This is a genomic window from Streptomyces sp. NPDC031554, from assembly GCF_055580685.1.
This window is the reverse complement of sequence record NZ_JBVIKX010000019.1, coordinates 61,940-77,191: the sequence shown is the minus strand read 5'-3', so window position 1 is coordinate 77,191 and position 15,252 is coordinate 61,940. Positions and strand designations below refer to the sequence as shown.

The 15,252-nt window shown below is 76.6% G+C and carries 13 protein-coding genes; 9 read left to right on the top strand and 4 right to left on the bottom strand.

What is annotated here, in order from left to right; genetic code table 11:
• Nucleotides 1–118 precede the first annotated feature (118 nt).
• Complete coding sequence (locus tag ACZ5FU_RS33320; protein WP_469047699.1) at nucleotides 119–484, bottom strand: DUF6479 family protein; 366 nt, start codon at nucleotides 482–484, stop codon at nucleotides 119–121.
• A 158-nt stretch (nucleotides 485–642) separates the two neighbouring features.
• Between ACZ5FU_RS33320 and ACZ5FU_RS33315 the strand changes: the two genes are divergently transcribed.
• From ACZ5FU_RS33315 to ACZ5FU_RS33305, 3 genes are all read left to right on the top strand, one after another.
• Nucleotides 643–1,017, top strand: coding sequence for a four-helix bundle copper-binding protein (locus ACZ5FU_RS33315; RefSeq protein WP_469047698.1), 375 nt, complete (start codon nucleotides 643–645; stop codon nucleotides 1,015–1,017).
• Between the two features lie 407 nt (nucleotides 1,018–1,424).
• Nucleotides 1,425–2,330 carry a universal stress protein gene (locus ACZ5FU_RS33310; RefSeq protein WP_469047696.1) on the top strand — a complete coding sequence of 302 codons (906 nt, stop codon included), beginning with the start codon at nucleotides 1,425–1,427 and terminating at the stop codon, nucleotides 2,328–2,330.
• A gap of 116 nt (nucleotides 2,331–2,446) precedes the next feature.
• Entirely contained in the window at nucleotides 2,447–3,343 is an 897-nt protein-coding gene (locus tag ACZ5FU_RS33305; RefSeq protein ID WP_451530399.1) for a universal stress protein, read from the top strand.
• A 171-nt stretch (nucleotides 3,344–3,514) separates the two neighbouring features.
• Here the strand turns inward: ACZ5FU_RS33305 and ACZ5FU_RS33300 are convergent, their stop codons facing one another.
• The 3 genes from ACZ5FU_RS33300 to ACZ5FU_RS33290 all read right to left on the bottom strand — a co-directional run bounded on the left by ACZ5FU_RS33300 (nucleotide 3,515) and on the right by ACZ5FU_RS33290 (nucleotide 6,001).
• Nucleotides 3,515–4,006 carry a pyridoxamine 5'-phosphate oxidase family protein gene (locus ACZ5FU_RS33300; RefSeq protein ID WP_451530394.1) on the bottom strand — a complete coding sequence of 164 codons (492 nt, stop codon included), beginning with the start codon at nucleotides 4,004–4,006 and terminating at the stop codon, nucleotides 3,515–3,517.
• A 140-nt stretch (nucleotides 4,007–4,146) separates the two neighbouring features.
• Complete coding sequence (locus tag ACZ5FU_RS33295; RefSeq protein ID WP_451530393.1) at nucleotides 4,147–4,632, bottom strand: FMN-binding protein; 486 nt, start codon at nucleotides 4,630–4,632, stop codon at nucleotides 4,147–4,149.
• A gap of 7 nt (nucleotides 4,633–4,639) precedes the next feature.
• Nucleotides 4,640–6,001, bottom strand: coding sequence for a ferredoxin reductase family protein (locus tag ACZ5FU_RS33290; RefSeq protein ID WP_469047694.1), 1,362 nt, complete (start codon nucleotides 5,999–6,001; stop codon nucleotides 4,640–4,642).
• A 262-nt stretch (nucleotides 6,002–6,263) separates the two neighbouring features.
• Here ACZ5FU_RS33290 and ACZ5FU_RS33285 point away from each other — a divergent pair, with 262 nt between their 5' ends.
• The 6 genes from ACZ5FU_RS33285 (at nucleotide 6,264) to ACZ5FU_RS33260 (ending at nucleotide 15,231) form a co-directional block, all read left to right on the top strand.
• A complete protein-coding gene (locus tag ACZ5FU_RS33285) occupies nucleotides 6,264–7,013 on the top strand; it encodes a response regulator transcription factor (RefSeq protein WP_451530391.1) in 750 nt (249 codons plus the stop codon).
• Between the two features lie 77 nt (nucleotides 7,014–7,090).
• Entirely contained in the window at nucleotides 7,091–8,578 is a 1,488-nt protein-coding gene (locus ACZ5FU_RS33280) for a sensor histidine kinase (RefSeq protein WP_451781095.1), read from the top strand.
• Between the two features lie 166 nt (nucleotides 8,579–8,744).
• The gene (locus tag ACZ5FU_RS33275) at nucleotides 8,745–9,659 is read left to right on the top strand and encodes a universal stress protein (protein ID WP_468646468.1); all 915 of its coding nucleotides are present in this window, start codon (nucleotides 8,745–8,747) and stop codon (nucleotides 9,657–9,659) included.
• Nucleotides 9,660–10,047: 388 nt separating this feature from the next.
• Complete coding sequence (locus tag ACZ5FU_RS33270; RefSeq protein ID WP_469047692.1) at nucleotides 10,048–10,950, top strand: universal stress protein; 903 nt, start codon at nucleotides 10,048–10,050, stop codon at nucleotides 10,948–10,950.
• 626 nt (nucleotides 10,951–11,576) lie between these two features.
• Nucleotides 11,577–13,154: a phytoene desaturase family protein gene (locus ACZ5FU_RS33265; protein ID WP_468646470.1), complete on the top strand. Its 1,578-nt coding sequence runs from the start codon at nucleotides 11,577–11,579 to the stop codon at nucleotides 13,152–13,154.
• A 577-nt stretch (nucleotides 13,155–13,731) separates the two neighbouring features.
• Entirely contained in the window at nucleotides 13,732–15,231 is a 1,500-nt protein-coding gene (locus ACZ5FU_RS33260; protein ID WP_469047690.1) for an acyl-CoA synthetase, read from the top strand.
• Nucleotides 15,232–15,252: the final 21 nt, after the last annotated feature.

Genomic DNA, 15,252 nt, shown 5'->3' with positions numbered 1-15,252 from the left:
GGACACGGACGAGGAGGCGGGCGGGAGCGGGCCGCCTCCCGGCGCGACCGCGGACCGGTCTGCGTCCGGTCGCCCTCACCCCGGGCCCGGGGCGCCGTGCGGTCCGGGCCCGGGAAGGTCAGTGCCCGCCCAGTCCGCCCCCGCCGAACGAACCACTGCTGCCGGCGCTCCAGCGCGGCCGCGACTTCGACGTGCTCGGCCGGGTCCGCATGTTGGTCAGTTCGTACGGCGTGAGGGCGTGGCCCCCCTTCTCGGTCCGCGGTACCTCGTCGGGCTCCCGGATCTCCTGCACCTCGTGCACGGGTCCCTCCGGAGGCAGGTGCGGCTGCTCCTCGGGGCGCGGCCGGGGCAGCTCGCGCTGCTTGACGCGCGCGCCCAGCCAGAAGCTGCCGGCGAGCAGGGCCACGAGGGCCACACCGACCACGAACATGGCCACGCTGAGCAGACCGCTCGTGGCGGCCAACTGCATGTCTGGGCTAGTCATATCGGGTCAATACCCTACTAATCGGGCGTGAACCGCTTGGTGGCACCCGTAGCTCTCCGTACGGGGTCGACGCCGGACCGGTGCCGGTCCGGCACCGCGTCCCGCGAGGCCCGGCCGCCGCCGGGTTTGGCGCCGCTCGCCCCGGCTACCCGCGCGGTGTGACTTCGACTGCATCCCAACGGGAACTCTTCCGGTTTCTGGAGGACCGCTTCGCCTGCGCGCAGGCGTGCACCGAGTGCGCGCGGACCAGCGCGCTGCGCGCGAGCCTGGTGAATCCGGACGGAAGCGAAGAACAGGAGTTCGCGCGCCGCAAGGGGATCATGTGCGCGGAGGTCTGCGACGCGACCTGCCGTGTGCTGTCCGAGGACAACCGGGTGGACGAGGCGGGCATCCGGGTCCAGGTGGAGTGGTGCCGGACCGTCTGCCTGGAGGCCGCGCACGCCTTCGACCGGCACCCGGGCGCCGAGGACGGCGCGGCCGCCTGCCGCGCCTGCGCCCAGGCCTGCACCGACTTCCTCCGGACGCTGGAGTGAACCGGAGGGAGGGGCGTCTCCGCCGGCGCCCCCGGATGCCTCCGGCGATGCCCCTGAGGGGGCCGGCGCGCCGGCAGAGGTGACGGCCGGGGGCGCGGGCCTCGGCCGCTGACTGCCCCCTTCCGACGTCCCCCCTTCCGGCGTCCGCCCCACGTACGACGCCGGCTCCGGCCGGCCGCCCCCGCGCCCACGGCCGCTCCCGTGCCCACAGTCGTACCGGCGCCCGCCGGCGTACCGGTGACCACCGGCGCACCCCACCGGACGGGGGCCGGTCGGCGCCGGCCCGGGACCGGTGGGCCCTGGCCGGGCGACGCCGTGGAGGGCGACGCTGGTGTCGGAGGACCCCTCGCTCAGGATCCCTCATCCCGGACCCCGGGCCCGAGGCCCCCGACGAGGAGGTGGAGATCATGCGCCGCACCGTCACCGCCGGTCTCGACGGTTCGCGGGAGAGCCGCGCCGCCGTGGAATGGGCGGCGCGCGAGGCGAGGCTGCGCGGCCTCCCGCTGAGGATCGTGCACGTCCGGCAGCCGGCCCCGGAGCCGATGTCCCGGGCACCGCTGCCCGGCGCCGGGACGCGGGCGGAGCGGACCGGGCGCGTCCTCCGGGAGGCCGTCCGGGGCGTCCGCCTGCGCCACCCCGGTGTCGAGGTGACCGGCGAGCAGCTCCCCGGACAGGCCGCCGACGTCCTCGCCGAGGCGGCGGGGAGCGCCGAACTGCTGGTGCTGGGCTCCCGCGGTCCCGGCGGGAGCGGCGGATCCACGGTCGGTTCCGTGGGCCTGTCCGTCGTCGCGCACGCGGACCGCCCCGTCGTCCTGGTCCGCGCTCTGGAAGCGGCCGCCGACGAGCACGAGCCGGACCCGGCGGGGATCCCGTCCGCCGCGACGCCGTTTCGGCCGGTGGTGCTCGGACTCGACGCCGGCCACCCGGACGAGACCTTGATCGGGTTCGCCTTCGACGCCGCCGTGCTCCGCGAGACGTCCCTGCGCGTCGTCCACGGCTGGAACCCGCCGCCGTCCCACGCGTACGGCGCCCCCGTCGACCCCGCGCTCCACGAGGCCCTGGCCCTGGGCGAGGCCGAGACCCTCGCCGAGGCGCTGCGGCCGTGGCGGCGGAAGTTCCCGGACGTCGAGGTCGTCGAGACGTCCCGCTGCGGCGGCGCGGCCGTCCAGGTCGTGGACGCCGCCCGCGAGGCCTGCCTCGTCGTCGTGGGCCGCCGCGTCCGGCGCGGCCCGTTCGGCGCCCACGTCGGCCACGTCACGCACGAGGTCCTCCACCACGCGACGGCCCCCGTCGCCGTGGTCCCCCACCACTGACCCTCCCGAGGAGGAGAAGCCATGAACGCAGCGGTCCTCCGAGTGTCCGCCGGGCCCCTCGTCGCCGCGGTCCGGGCCCGTGCCGTCGCCGCTCGGGACGAGGGGCGGTGAGCACGATGGACCTCCCCCTCGTGGTGGGTGTGGACGGTTCCGAGCCGAGCCTGCGGGCCGTGGACTGGGCGGCCGACGAGGCAGCCCTGCGCGGGGTCCCGCTCCGGCTGGTGTACGCCTCCCTCTGGGAACGGTACGAGGGCGACTCCCTCGCGGAGGAGCTCGCCGAGGACCTCACCGGCGACCTGGAGGGGCCGGACGGGCAGGTGACGGCCGAGGCCGTCGTGCGGGTCGCCGCGCGCAGGGCCGCGCTGCGCCGGCCCGACGTCGAGGTCTCCACCGACGTGCTGCCCGAGGAACCCGACTCCGCGCTCGTCCGCGAGGGACGCAACGCCTGCGCCCTGGTCCTCGGCCACCGGGGCCGCAGCGGCCTCGTCGAGGTGCTGCTCGGCTCGGTCGGCCTGAGCGTCGCCGCCCACGCCGACTGCCCGGTGATCGTGCTGCGCGGCGGTCACGACAACCGGGTCCGGACCGGGCGGCACAGCCGCGTCGTCGTCGGCGTCGGCGACAAGGGCACCGACTCCGCCGCGCTGCGCTTCGCCGTCCGGGAGGCCGTCCTGCGCGACGCGACGCTGGAGGCCGTACGGGCCTGGCGGTGCCCCGCGCACGAGAGCACCGACCACCCCCTGTTCGTCGGGGAACCCGCCAGGCTGCACGAGCTGCGTGCCGCCGAGATCCTGGAGCAGGCGCTCGCGGACGTGCCCGCCGGCCTGGAACCGCACCGGCGCACGGTGGAGGGCCCGGCCCGCGGGGTGCTCCTGGCGGCCTCGCACGAGGCCGACCTGCTGGTGGTCGGCGCCCGCCGCAACCCCGGACACCTCGGCCTGCAACTGGGGCGCGTGGCCCACTCGGTGCTGCACCACGCCGCCTGCGCGGTGGCGGTCGTACCCGAACGGGCGTGAGGGGCGCGGCCGGCCGGGCGGCGGCCCGCCGTCGGAGGTGCGGCCGGGACGGTCCGCCGCGCCGGGGAGGGCGGCGGCGTCCACGACCTCGGTGCCGTCGGGACGTGGGCGGCGGGCGGCGCCGACGCGCCGGCCCACGGGCGGGGGAGCGGAACCGGCCGCCCCCGGGCCTCACCCGGGCGGGGACGGATCGTGGGCCGTCAGACGGACTCCGGTGATCAGATCGGGGCCGATGCGGACGGCGTGATCCATCCGCTGCGTCGCCCAGGGGCGCAACAGGGCCCGGTAGCGGGCGAGTTCGTCCGCGTCGGTGACCAGCCGCGCATAGCCCGTGACGACCACGCTCCAGCCGAGATGGGTCTCGGGGTCGATGTCGTCGGCCTCGTAGGCGACGACGGCCCCCTCGGCCCCGCTCTGCCGGGCGTACCGGGTCAGCGCGGCGTCCCCGTGGGTGCGGATGACGATGTCGCCGTCGACCAGGACGTGGTTGACGGGGCGGACGGTCGGCAGCGCGTGCCGGGTGAAGACGATCCGTCCCAGGGACACGCCGCCCAGCAGCCGCAGCGCCTCGGCCGTGTCCAGCTCGACGCTCGTCCGTGTCTCCGGGACGTCCGGCCGGCCGCCGTCGCCGGCCCTGGCGGGTGTCCGTGTCGTGGGGTTCATCACCGGTCTCTGTCTCCCGCGGCCGCGCGTGCGCCTGACCGGGCCATTCGAACCGGGCGGGCACCCGCCTCACCAGGGCCGACCGGCCCTGCGGGGCGTCCGATGGTCCCGGCCGGGCCGGACGGCCCGCCCGGCGGCCGTCAGCCGCCCGCGGAGTCCAGCGCCGACTGGAGCGACCGGCGGTAGCCGTCGCTGGTGTAGGTGGCGCCCGAGACCGTGTCGATGTCCGCGCTCTGGGCGCTGAGCGCCTCCCTGGTCAACTGCGGGACGGCGTAGCCGTTGATCTGCTGGTCCCTCGGGTTCTCCTGCGGGTAGGCGACCGCGGTGACGTCGGTGAGCCTGCCGTCCGTCACTGTGACGCGGACCTGGACGGGGCCGTAGCGGGTCCGGACCGAGTCCCCGGTGAGCGTCCGGGTCCCGGTGACCGTCGATCCGCCGGAGCTCCCCGCCCCGGCCGTCCCGCCCGAGGCGCCGGAGCCGGCGGACACCGCGGGAGAGGGCGCGAGCCCGGCGACGGCCGGCGTCGTGTGCGGCTTCAGCGACAGCACCAGCACGATCCCGGAGACGGTCGCGGCGCTCGCCAGCACGACGCGGCGCAGCGGATGGTTCTTCCTCAAGGTGTGCAAGACGGCCTCACAGTTCGAAGGACTCGTGGTGGATGCGGCGGTCCGGGACCCCCGCGGCGCGCAGCGCCTCGTACAGGTCCCGGGCGAACCCGTGCGGGCCGCACAGGTACACGTCGTGGGCGGCCAGGTCGGGGACGGCCGCGCGCAGGGACCCGGCCGTGAGGTCCGGGCGCCGGCCGTGCGGGCCGTTGAGTGCGTAGAGCACCCTGGCCCCGCGCCACCGTGCGACGGCCTCCAGCTCCCCGCCCAGGGCGAGGTCCTCCGCCGTGCGGGCGCGGTAGACGAGCGTGACCTCGCCGGGCAGCGTCTCGAACAGGGCCCGCAGCGGGGTGATGCCGACGCCGCCCGCGATCAGCAGGGACCTGGACGAGGTCCGCCGGTCCGCGGTCAGCGCCCCGTAGGGCCCCTCCGCCCACACCCGGGTGCCCGGCCGCAGCAGGGCGACGGCGGCGCTGTGGTCGCCGAGCGCCTTGACCGTGATCCGCAGCAGGTCCCGACGCGGCGGCGCCGACAGGGAGTACGGCGTCGAGGTCCAGCGCATGCCGTCGGTGAGGAAGCGCCACCGCAGGAACTGGCCGGGCAGCGCGCCCATCTCGTCCAGCCGCCGGCCGCGGACGACGACGGAGTACACGCCCGGCGCCTCCCGGTGCACGGAGTCGACCCGCAGCCGGTGCCGCAGGTTGAGCCGGACCGGGGCGAGGATCCGGAACCACACCACCAGGGCCGCGGCCCCCAGGTACAGCGCGTACCAGGCCGCCCGTGCCCACCCACCGCCGGTGAAGTCGGATCCCAGGGCGAGCTGGTGGCCGAAGGCGAGGAAGACCGCGGCGTAGGTGAGCAGGTGCACGTAGTACCAGAACTCGTGACCGACCCGGCGGCGCACCGCGCGGGCCGAGACGATCCCGACCGTGAACAGCACGACGGTGCCGGCGGTGGCCTTGAGCATCTCCGGATAGTCCAGGACCACCGTGACCGCCTCGTCCACGATCGAGGAGCGGTCCTGGGCGGCGTACCCGAGCAGGATCAGCACGACGTGGGCGGCCAGCAGGCAGATCGTGTAGCGGCCCGCCATCGCGTGCCAGCGCGTCACCCGGTCCGACCCGATCCGCCGCTCCAGCAGCGGGACGCGGGCCATCAGGGCGACGAGCACGGCGCAGGCGTACCCGGACAGCAGTCCCGCGATCCGCCCGGCACCCGTCAGCCAGCCCGCGGCCCCCACCACCGACCCCGTGTCGTACCACCACAGGGCGACCACGGCGGCGGCCCCGCCCCACAGGGCGGCCAGCACGGGGCCCGCGGGGGAACGCCCGGGTGCGGGAGGCACGGCGGGCGCGGGGGCGACCCCTGGTCGCGCGTACGTCGTCGTCATCCGTGTGTCCCTTCGGTTTGCCCGGTCCCCCCGGGCTCTTCCGCACGTCCGCTGCGGCCGTACGGGACGACACTGTGCCGACGCAACCTCTGAGCCCGCTCTCAGCGCGCGGCCGCCCCGGCACGGGTTCGCCGCAGGTGGGAAGGGGTGCCGAGGCGATCCGGGCGGAGCGGTGGCACGGCGGACCCAGAGCGGACTCAGAGCGGATTCAGAGGTCCGGGGGCGGCCCCGGCCGCGCCGGGGCCGCATCCTGGTACGTGAGATGAACACTCCCCGCCACCGCGGTTCCGGCCGCCCCGCCCTCACCCGGACCGACGGCACCCCCCTGCGGGTCCTCGTCGTCGACGACGACCCCGACCTCGCCGAGGTGCTCTCCGGCGCCCTGCGCTACGAGGGCTGGGAGGTGCGCACGGCCGGCGACGGCGTCTCGGCCGTCGCCGAGGCCCGCGAGCTGCTGCCCGACGCCGTCGTCCTGGACGTGATGCTCCCGGACACCGACGGCTTCTCCGTGCTGCGCTCGCTGCACGGCGTGCGTCCCGACGTCTGCGTGCTCTTCCTGACCGCGCGGGACGCCGTCGAGGACCGCATCGCGGGCATCACGGCGGGCGGCGACGACTACGTGACGAAACCGTTCAGCCTGGAGGAGGTCGTGGCCCGGCTGCGCGGTCTGCTGCGCCGGGCCGGCATGGCCCGGCAGAGCGAGGACGGGCCGCGGCTGACCGTCGGCGACCTGGTCATGGACGAGGAGGCCCGCGAGGTCACCCGCGGCGGTGACCTCGTGGAGCTGTCCCCGACCGAGTTCGAACTGCTGCGGCTGCTGATGCGCAATCCGCGGCGGGTGCTCAGCAAGACCCAGATCCTCGACCGCGTGTGGTCCTACGACTTCGGCGGCCGGGCCCACGTCGTCGAGCTGTACATCTCCTACCTGCGCAAGAAGGTGGACGCGGGCCGCCCACCCATGATCCACACGGTGCGGGGCGCCGGATACGTGCTCAAGCCGGTGACCCGGTGAACACCGGCGACCCGGCGGGCACCGGACCGCGGCGGGTCTTCGCACGCCGGGCGCGCCCGGCCAGGACGGGGCGGCGGCTGCCGCGCCCGCCCTGCCCGCACACCCTGCGGGCGCGGCTCACCGCCGGACTCGTCGTCCTGCTCGCGGTCAGCTGCGCGGCCGTCGGGGTGGCGGCGGTGCTGGAGCTGAACGGCTTCCTCACCGGCCGCCTCGACCAGCAGCTGCGGGAGGCGGGCCCCCGGTTCCCGGCCAGCCTGGAGCACGCCGGGCCGCTGCCCTCGGACCGCGACGGCGACGAGGACGGCGACGGGGACACCCGCCGCCAGACCGTCGGGACCTTCGGCGCCCGGCTCGTCGGGGAGACGGTCACCAACGCCGCGGTGGTGGCGTCCGGCGGTCGCACGGGCACGGTGAGCGTGTCGCTCGGGGAGTACGACGGCCGCCGGCTGGCAGGGCTGCCGGCCGACGGCGACGGGCACACGACCGAACTCTCTTCCCTCGGCGAGTACCGCCTGATGGCGTTCCGCGGCGTGGACGGCGACGTCCTGATCACCGGGCTCCCCATGGAACCGGTGGAGGCCACCGTCCACCGGCTGGAACTGGTCGCCGCGGTCGTCTTCGGCGCGGCGCTGCTCGTCGCCGGCTTCGCCGGGGCCCTGTGGGTGCGCTGGTCGCTGCGACCGCTCAGCCGGGTCGCCGCGACCGCCACCCGGGTCAGCGGCCTCCCGCTGTCCAGCGGCGAGGTGGAACTCTGGCCGCGCGCGCCCGAGGCCGACCCGCGCAGCGAGGTGGGACGGGTCGCCGACGCCTTCAACACCATGCTCGGCCACGTCGAGGACGCGCTGACCAAGCGGCACGCCAGCGAGGAGCGGCTGCGCAGTTTCGCCGCCGACGCCAGCCACGAACTGCGCACGCCCGTGGCGACGGTCCGCGGCCACGCGGAGCTGGCCCTGCTGCACCCCGGCCCGGTGCCGCCGAAGGTGGTGCGGGCCCTGGAGCGCATCGGGGCCGAGGCGGCCCGCATGGGCGAGATGGTCGACGACCTGCTGCTCCTCGCCCGCCTCGACGCCGGCCGTCCCCTGGAGCGCCTGCCCGTCGACCTGACCCGGCTGGTCCTGGATGCCGTGACGGACGCGCAGGCCGCGGGCCCCGGACACCACTGGACGCTGGAACTGCCCGAGGAACCGGTGACGGTGACGGGCGACGTCCACCGCCTCCACCAGGTACTGGCCAACCTGCTGGCCAACGCGCGCCTGCACACACCCGTCGGCACCACGATCACCGTCTCGGTGGAGACCGACGGCACGACGGCGGAGCTGAGGGTCCACGACGACGGCCCCGGCGTCCCCGCGGACGTCCGCCCCCGGGTCTTCGAGCGCTTCACCCACGGGGAACGCCGCCGTGCGGAAGGCGTGCCGGGCGGCACCGGAACCGGTCTCGGCCTGTCGATCGTGGCCGCCGTGGCCGAGGCGCACGGCGGCGGCGTCACCCTCGACAGCGTTCCTGGGGCGACCACCTTCACCGTACGGCTCCCGGCCCGACCGGCGGCGGCCGACCACCCGTGACGGACCGCCGCACCCGTGACGGACCGCCGCACCCGTGACGGACCACCGCACGCGGGGCGCGTCCGCGACGCGCCGGGGCCGTTCGGCCGCCGACGGGGACCTCCGGCCCTGCCGGTCCGCGGGCGCGGCCCGCCAGACTGGGGGCACCCCTGAAGGAGGTCCGTACATGCTCGCCATCACCGTCGGTCTCGACGGCTCGCCCGAAAGCCTCGCCGCCGCCGACTGGGCCGCTCGCGAGGCGGCGCAACGAGAGACACCCCTGTGCCTCCTGCACGCCGGGGAGGCGCCGCGCCCTCTCTACGCGCCGCTCGCGGACCTTCCGGCACCGGGCGTGCTCGACGCGCAACGCGCGTGGGCGACCCGGCTGTTGAGCGAGACCGCCTCCCGGCTCGTGGAGCGCCACCCCGGCCTGCGGGTCACCACCCGGCAGACCGAGGAGCCGGTGGTCCCCGCCCTCCTGGCCGCCGAGGAGGACACCGAACTGCTGGTCCTCGGCTCCCGGCGCCTCGGCGCGGTGTCGGGCTTCCTGGTCGGCTCCGTCGCCCTCGCCACGGTGGCGCGTGCCGGACACCCCGTCGTCCTCGTGCGGGCCGACGGCCGCCCCGAGGACGAGCACCTGCCGGACGCCACGGGGGCCGGCGCGACCACCACCGCCTACCGCGAGGTCGTGCTGGGACTGGACCCGCGGAGCCCGGCCGACGCCGTCGTCGCGTTCGCGTTCGAGGCCGCCCGGCGTCGCGCGACGGGCCTGCGGGTCGTCCACGGCTGGGACCCGGCGGTGGACCAGGGCCACGGCGCCGTCCTGGAGTCGGGACTCGAGGCCGGACCGGCGGAGGACGCGCGACACGGACTCAGCGACGTGCTGCGGCCGTGGCAGGACAAGTTCCCGGACGTGGAGGTGCGCGAGCAGGCCGTCATCGGCGGTGCCGGCCGTCATCTCGTGCACGCGTCGAGGGACGCGTCCCTGGTCGTCGTCGGACGCGAGAGGCGCCGGGCACCGGTCGGCGGGCGCATCGGTCCGGTGACGCACGCGGTGCTGCAGCACGCCTCCGCGCCGGTGGCGGTGGTCCCGCACGACTGACACGCGGAGGCGGGCGGTCCTCGGGGGGCCGCCCGCCTCCGCCGCGGGACGCCCGACCGGCCGTCCGGCCTCCCGGAGTCCGGGGAGGCGGGACGCGGCGGACCGGACGCGGCGGGCCGGCCGAGGGGGCCGGCCCGCCGCGTTCTCGCGCGCCGCGCGGACGCCACCGGACCAGTGGCGTTCCCGGCCGTCGTGGTCCGCCGGCCGGCCCCGCCCTCCTCCGCCCGCGCCCGTCCGGCGTGAACCGGGGCCCCTTCGCCCCGGATCGACGGAGCGTCACGGAAAAGGGCCGGACGGCCCCCGGAGGGGACCGGGCAGCCTCTGCCGCGGCGCCGCCCGCCGCGCGACCCTGGTACCGGAAGACGAAGTGAATGTGGGAGGTGCGGAGATGCTGCTGCCCGTGACCGTCGGAGTCGACGGATCCCCCGAGAGCCTGGCCGCCGCCGCGTGGGCGGCCCGCGAGGCCGCCCGGCGGGACCGGCCGCTGCACCTGGTGCACGCCCTGGCCTGGCAGCCCCCGCACCGGGACGGCGACGGCACGGGCGCCGCCCGGCGGCATCTGGCCCGGCGCGTGCTGCGACAGGCGGAGGAGCGGGTCCGCGCCGAACGCCCCGGCGTGCGCCTCACCGACGAGCAGGTGGAGGGCCCGGCCACCGCCGCCCTGACCGCGGTCGCGGACCGGTCCGGCCTGCTGGTCCTCGGCTCACGCGGACTGAGCGGCTTCACCGGGTTCCTCGTCGGCTCCGTCGCGCTCGGCGTGGTCGCCAGGGCCGCGTGCCCCGTCGTCCTCGTGCGGGCGGACGAGGAGGCGGCGGACGAACACCTGCCGGCCCGCGACGGGGGCGCCTCGACGCAGACCGGACACCGGGACGTCGTGCTCGCCGTCGACCTCGGCGAGGCCTGCGACGAGGTCATCGGGTTCGCCTTCGAGGCGGCCCGGCTCCGCGACGCGCGCCTGCGCGCCGTGCACGCCTGGCACACGGCCGGCCCGGTCGGCCTCGGCACCGGCGACATCGGCCTGGTGCGGGAGTCCTGGCAGGGCGAGGAATGGCTGGGCTTCCTCAAGGCCGCGCTCCAGGTGTGGCGCGACAAGTACCCCGACGTGGAGGTCCTGGAGACGGTGGTGGAGGACAGGGCGTCGAGCGCGCTCGTGCGGGCGGCGACCGGAGCGGGCCTCCTCGTCGTCGGCCGCCGCGTCGCCGAACACCCCGTCGGCCCCCGTACCGGACCCGTCGCGCACGCCGCGATCCACCACGTCGGCTGCCCGGTGGCCGTCGTCCCGCACTCCTGAGAGGACCGGCCGGCGCGCCCGTGGGGCGGGCCCGGAAGCCGGGGCCGGCCGCCGGTCCCCGCCGACGGGGCGTGGGGAGGCACACCTGCTTCGAGAAGGCGCGGCCCGCACCCGCCGCCGGGACGACCCGCACGCGCCGGACGACTTCCCGCGCCGCCCGCCGACACCCTCCGGCCCTGCCCGGCCTGTTCCGTTCCTGCCTGCTCCGTTCCTGCCCGGCCCGCGCCGTGCTGCAGCGGCACGTGGCGGACCCGGCACACGGGCTCCCCGCCGCCGTACGCGCACGCGTCGTACGAGGTCCCGCCCCGCCGCCCGGGAATGTCACGGGCGGCGGTCGCGCGCCACCAGCGCCGTCCTGCGCGCCGTCCCGGCGGGTCCGCGGTGGCGGTTGCCGCCCCGGCGCGTCCCGCGGGCCGCGGCCCGGCCCGGCCCGGCCCGGCTCCGGGGCGCGTCCGGCGCCGGACCGAGCCGCCCGGTGGGCCGGGCACCGGGAACCACCGCCGGGGCGGGCCGCCGCCGGCCGGGGGACGGACGGGCGTTGGGTGCGGCGTCGGCCGGACGACGGGTGCGGCGTCGGCGGCGGTCCGCCCCTGGCCGGTCCTGATCGCCCCGTGTTACGAAGGACCATGTCTGCACACGAGGGAGACCCCGGACGTCGTTCCTACGACGTCGTCATCGTCGGAGGCGGTCACAACGGGCTGGTCGCCGCCGCCTACCTGGCGCGGGCCGGGCGGTCCGTGCTGGTGCTGGAGCGGCTGGACCACACCGGGGGCGCCGCCGTCTCCACCCAGCCGTTCGCCGGCGTGGACGCCCGGCTGTCGCGCTACTCCTACCTGGTCAGCCTGCTGCCGTCGAAGATCGTGCGGGATCTCGGGCTGGACTTCCGGGTCCGGGGGCGCACCATCTCCTCGTACACGCCCGTGGAGCGCGACGGGCGGCCGACCGGGCTGCTCGTGGGCGGCGGCGAGGCACGCACCCGCGAGGCGTTCGCGCGGCTGACCGGCGGTGAGCGGGAGTACGCGGCCTGGCGGCGCTTCTACGGCATGACCGGGCGCCTCGCCGGACGGGTCTTCCCGACGCTCACCGAACCGCTGCCCACCCGCGAGGAACTGCGCCGCCGCGTCGACGACGAGGAGGCCTGGCGGATGATCTTCGAGGAGCCCCTCGGAGCCGCCGTCGAGGAGCACTTCGCGGACGACCTGGTGCGGGGCGTCGTCCTGACGGACGCGCTGATCGGCACCTTCGCCGACGCCCACGACGCCTCCCTCAAGCAGAACCGCTGCTTCCTCTACCACGTGATCGGCGGCGGCACCGGCGCCTGGGACGTGCCCGTCGGAGGGATGGGGGCGCTCACCGACGCCCTCGCCGATGCGGCCCGCGGCGCGGGCGCCGTCCTCGCCACCGGCCACGAGGCCGTCCGGATCGACACCGACGGCCGCGGCGCCGAGGTGGTCCACCGCACCGCCGACGGCGAGGGCGTCACCGCCGCCCGGCACGTCCTCGTCAACGCCTCCCCGCAGGCACTGGCCGCCCTCACCCGGGACGTCCCGCCGGCCCCCGCCGAGGGAGCCCAGCTCAAGGTGAACATGCTGCTGAGCCGGCTGCCCCGGCTCCGCGACACCCGCGTCGACCCGCGCGAGGCCTTCGCCGGCACCTTCCACATCGCCGAGGGCTACGCCCAACTGGCCGCCGCCCACGCCCAGGCCGCGGCCGGCGACCTGCCCGCCGCCCCGCCGTCGGAGATCTACTGCCACTCCCTGACCGACCCGACGATCCTCGGCCCCGACCTGGCCCGGCGGGGCTTCCACACCCTCACCCTGTTCGGCCTGCACACCCCCGCCCGGCTGTTCGAACGGGACAACGACGCCGTGCGCGGGGAACTGCTCGCGGCCACCCTCGCCCAACTGGACGCCCACCTCGCCGAGCCGCTCGCCGACTGCCTGGCCACCGACGCCGACGGCCGCCCCTGCATCGAGGCGAGGACCCCGCTGGACCTGGAGCGCGACCTCGGACTGCCCGGCGGCCACATCTTCCACCGCGACCTGGCCTGGCCGCACGCCCGGGACGGCGTCGGACGCTGGGGCGTCGAGACCGCGCACGCCAACGTGCTGCTGTGCGGAGCCGGCGCGGTGCGCGGGGGCGGGGTCAGCGGGGTGCCGGGCCACAACGCGGCGATGGCGGTCCTGGAGGACCTCACCGGCTGAGGCCCGCGACGCCCTTCCCGAGACCGTGGCCGCCCGTGCCGGCCGCCGCCCGTGCCGGCCGCCGCCCGTGCCGGCCGCCGACGGCACCGGCAGCGGCCGGCGGATCGCCGCAGCACGCCCCGGCCCCCGCCCCATGCCCCGGCGTCCGGGGCGTGCGTCCCGGCTCGCTCCGGCGCACCACGACCGAGGCCGGCCCGCCCTCCGGCGCCCCGGTACGGCTGCCGTCGCGGACGACGAACCGCTGCTCGCCGGGCGGGGAGTCGAGCGCGCCGCCCGCCGCGCGCGGTCCGGCGGCCGCCTCCGCGACGGCGGTGGCGACGGCGGTGGTGAAGGCGGTGGCGAAGGCCGGAGCCCCGGTGGCGAGGGTTGTGCACAGTGCCCACCGGGTCGGCGGCCGGGCACGGCACCTCGGGCGGACGCGCGTCGTGCCTCACGACACCGCCGGGGGAAGGGCGGTCGAGCGTGGCAGCGGGTCCGCGCCGCGCCAGGACGGCGCGTCGGCACCGGGCGCGGTCAGGACGTGCCCCCGCCGCGCCGGGCTTGACCTGCCCCGGCGGCCCGCCGAGGATCATGTGCCATGACGCCCGGACACGGCAGCACCGTCGACGGGGTGCTGCGCCGCAGCGCCCGACGCACTCCCGCCCGCGTCGCGGTGGAGTACCGCGACCGCACCTGGACCTACGGGGAACTCGACGAGGCGGTCTCCCGCGCGGCGAGCACCCTGCTCGGCCGGGGCCTCGCCCCCGGCGACCGGGTGGGCGCCTACGGCCACAACTCCGACGCCTACCTCATCGCGTTCCTGGCCTGCGCCCGCGCGGGCCTGGTCCACGTGCCCGTCAACCAGAACCTCACCGGCGACGACCTCGCGTACATCGTCGGCCAGTCGGGCAGCACCCTGGTCCTCACCGACCCCGGCCTCGCCGGCCGCCTCCCCGACGGCGTACGGACCCTGCCGCTGCGCGACGCCGAGGGCTCCCTGCTCGACCTGCTGGCGGACGCCCCCGCGTACGACGGTCCCGAGCCGCGCGCCGAGGACCTGGTCCAGCTCCTCTACACCTCCGGGACGACGGCCCTCCCCAAGGGCGCGATGATGACGCACCGCGCCCTGGTCCACGAGTACCTCAGCGCGATCACCGCCCTCGACCTGAGCGCCGGCGACCGCCCCGCGCACGCGCTGCCCATGTACCACTCGGCGCAGACGCACGTGTTCCTGCTCCCGTACCTCGCGGTGGGTGCCACCAACCTCGTCCTCGACGCGCCCGACGGCGACCTCCTGTTCGACCTGATCGAGGCGGGCCGCGTCGACAGCCTCTTCGCCCCGCCCACCGTGTGGATCGGCCTGGCCGGCCGGCCGGACTTCGCCACCCGCGACCTCGGCGGACTGCGCAAGGCGTACTACGGGGCGTCGGTCATGCCGGTGCCGGTCCTGGAACGGCTGCGCGAACGCCTCCCCGGGCTCGCCTTCTACAACTGCTTCGGGCAGAGCGAGATCGGCCCCCTCGCCACCGTCCTCGCCCCCGACGAGCACAAGGGACGCATGGACTCCTGCGGGCGCACCGTCCTGTTCGTGGACGCGCGGGTGGTCGACGGGAACGGCGAGGAGGTGCCCGACGGCACGCCGGGCGAGATCGTCTACCGTTCCCCGCAGTTGTGCGAGGGCTACTGGGACAAGCCCGAGGAGACCGCCGAGGCCTTCCGCGACGGCTGGTTCCACTCCGGTGACCTGGCCGTACGGGACGCCCACGGCTACTTCACGATCGTCGACCGGGTGAAGGACGTCATCAACTCCGGTGGTGTGCTGGTCGCCTCACGGCAGGTCGAGGACGCCCTCTACACGCACGAGGCCGTCGCCGAGGCCGCCGTGGTCGGCCTGCCCGACGAGAAGTGGATCGAGGCCGTCACCGCGGTCGTCGTCCCCCGCGGCGAGGTCACGGAGGACGAACTCGTCGCCCACGCCCGCGAGAGGCTTGCCGCGTTCAAGGCGCCCAAGCGGGTGCTGTTCGTGGAGGAACTGCCGCGCAACGCCAGCGGGAAGATCCTCAAACGGGAGCTGCGCGACCGCTTCTCCGGCGCCTGACGCGCCGCCCCGGCCGCCGTC

Bases quoted from the DNA above. Each gene is read 5' to 3' on its own strand.
- ACZ5FU_RS33320 (WP_469047699.1), bottom strand. From the start codon at position 484: ATGACTAGCCCAGACATGCAGTTGGCCGCCACGAGCGGTCTGCTCAGC.
- ACZ5FU_RS33310 (WP_469047696.1), top strand. From the start codon at position 1,425: ATGCGCCGCACCGTCACCGCCGGTCTCGACGGTTCGCGGGAGAGCCGC.
- ACZ5FU_RS33305 (WP_451530399.1), top strand. From the start codon at position 2,447: ATGGACCTCCCCCTCGTGGTGGGTGTGGACGGTTCCGAGCCGAGCCTG.
- ACZ5FU_RS33300 (WP_451530394.1), bottom strand. From the start codon at position 4,006: ATGAACCCCACGACACGGACACCCGCCAGGGCCGGCGACGGCGGCCGG.
- ACZ5FU_RS33290 (WP_469047694.1), bottom strand. From the start codon at position 6,001: ATGACGACGACGTACGCGCGACCAGGGGTCGCCCCCGCGCCCGCCGTG.
- ACZ5FU_RS33285 (WP_451530391.1), top strand. From the start codon at position 6,264: ATGAACACTCCCCGCCACCGCGGTTCCGGCCGCCCCGCCCTCACCCGG.
- ACZ5FU_RS33275 (WP_468646468.1), top strand. From the start codon at position 8,745: ATGCTCGCCATCACCGTCGGTCTCGACGGCTCGCCCGAAAGCCTCGCC.
- ACZ5FU_RS33270 (WP_469047692.1), top strand. From the start codon at position 10,048: ATGCTGCTGCCCGTGACCGTCGGAGTCGACGGATCCCCCGAGAGCCTG.
- ACZ5FU_RS33265 (WP_468646470.1), top strand. From the start codon at position 11,577: ATGTCTGCACACGAGGGAGACCCCGGACGTCGTTCCTACGACGTCGTC.
- ACZ5FU_RS33260 (WP_469047690.1), top strand. From the start codon at position 13,732: ATGACGCCCGGACACGGCAGCACCGTCGACGGGGTGCTGCGCCGCAGC.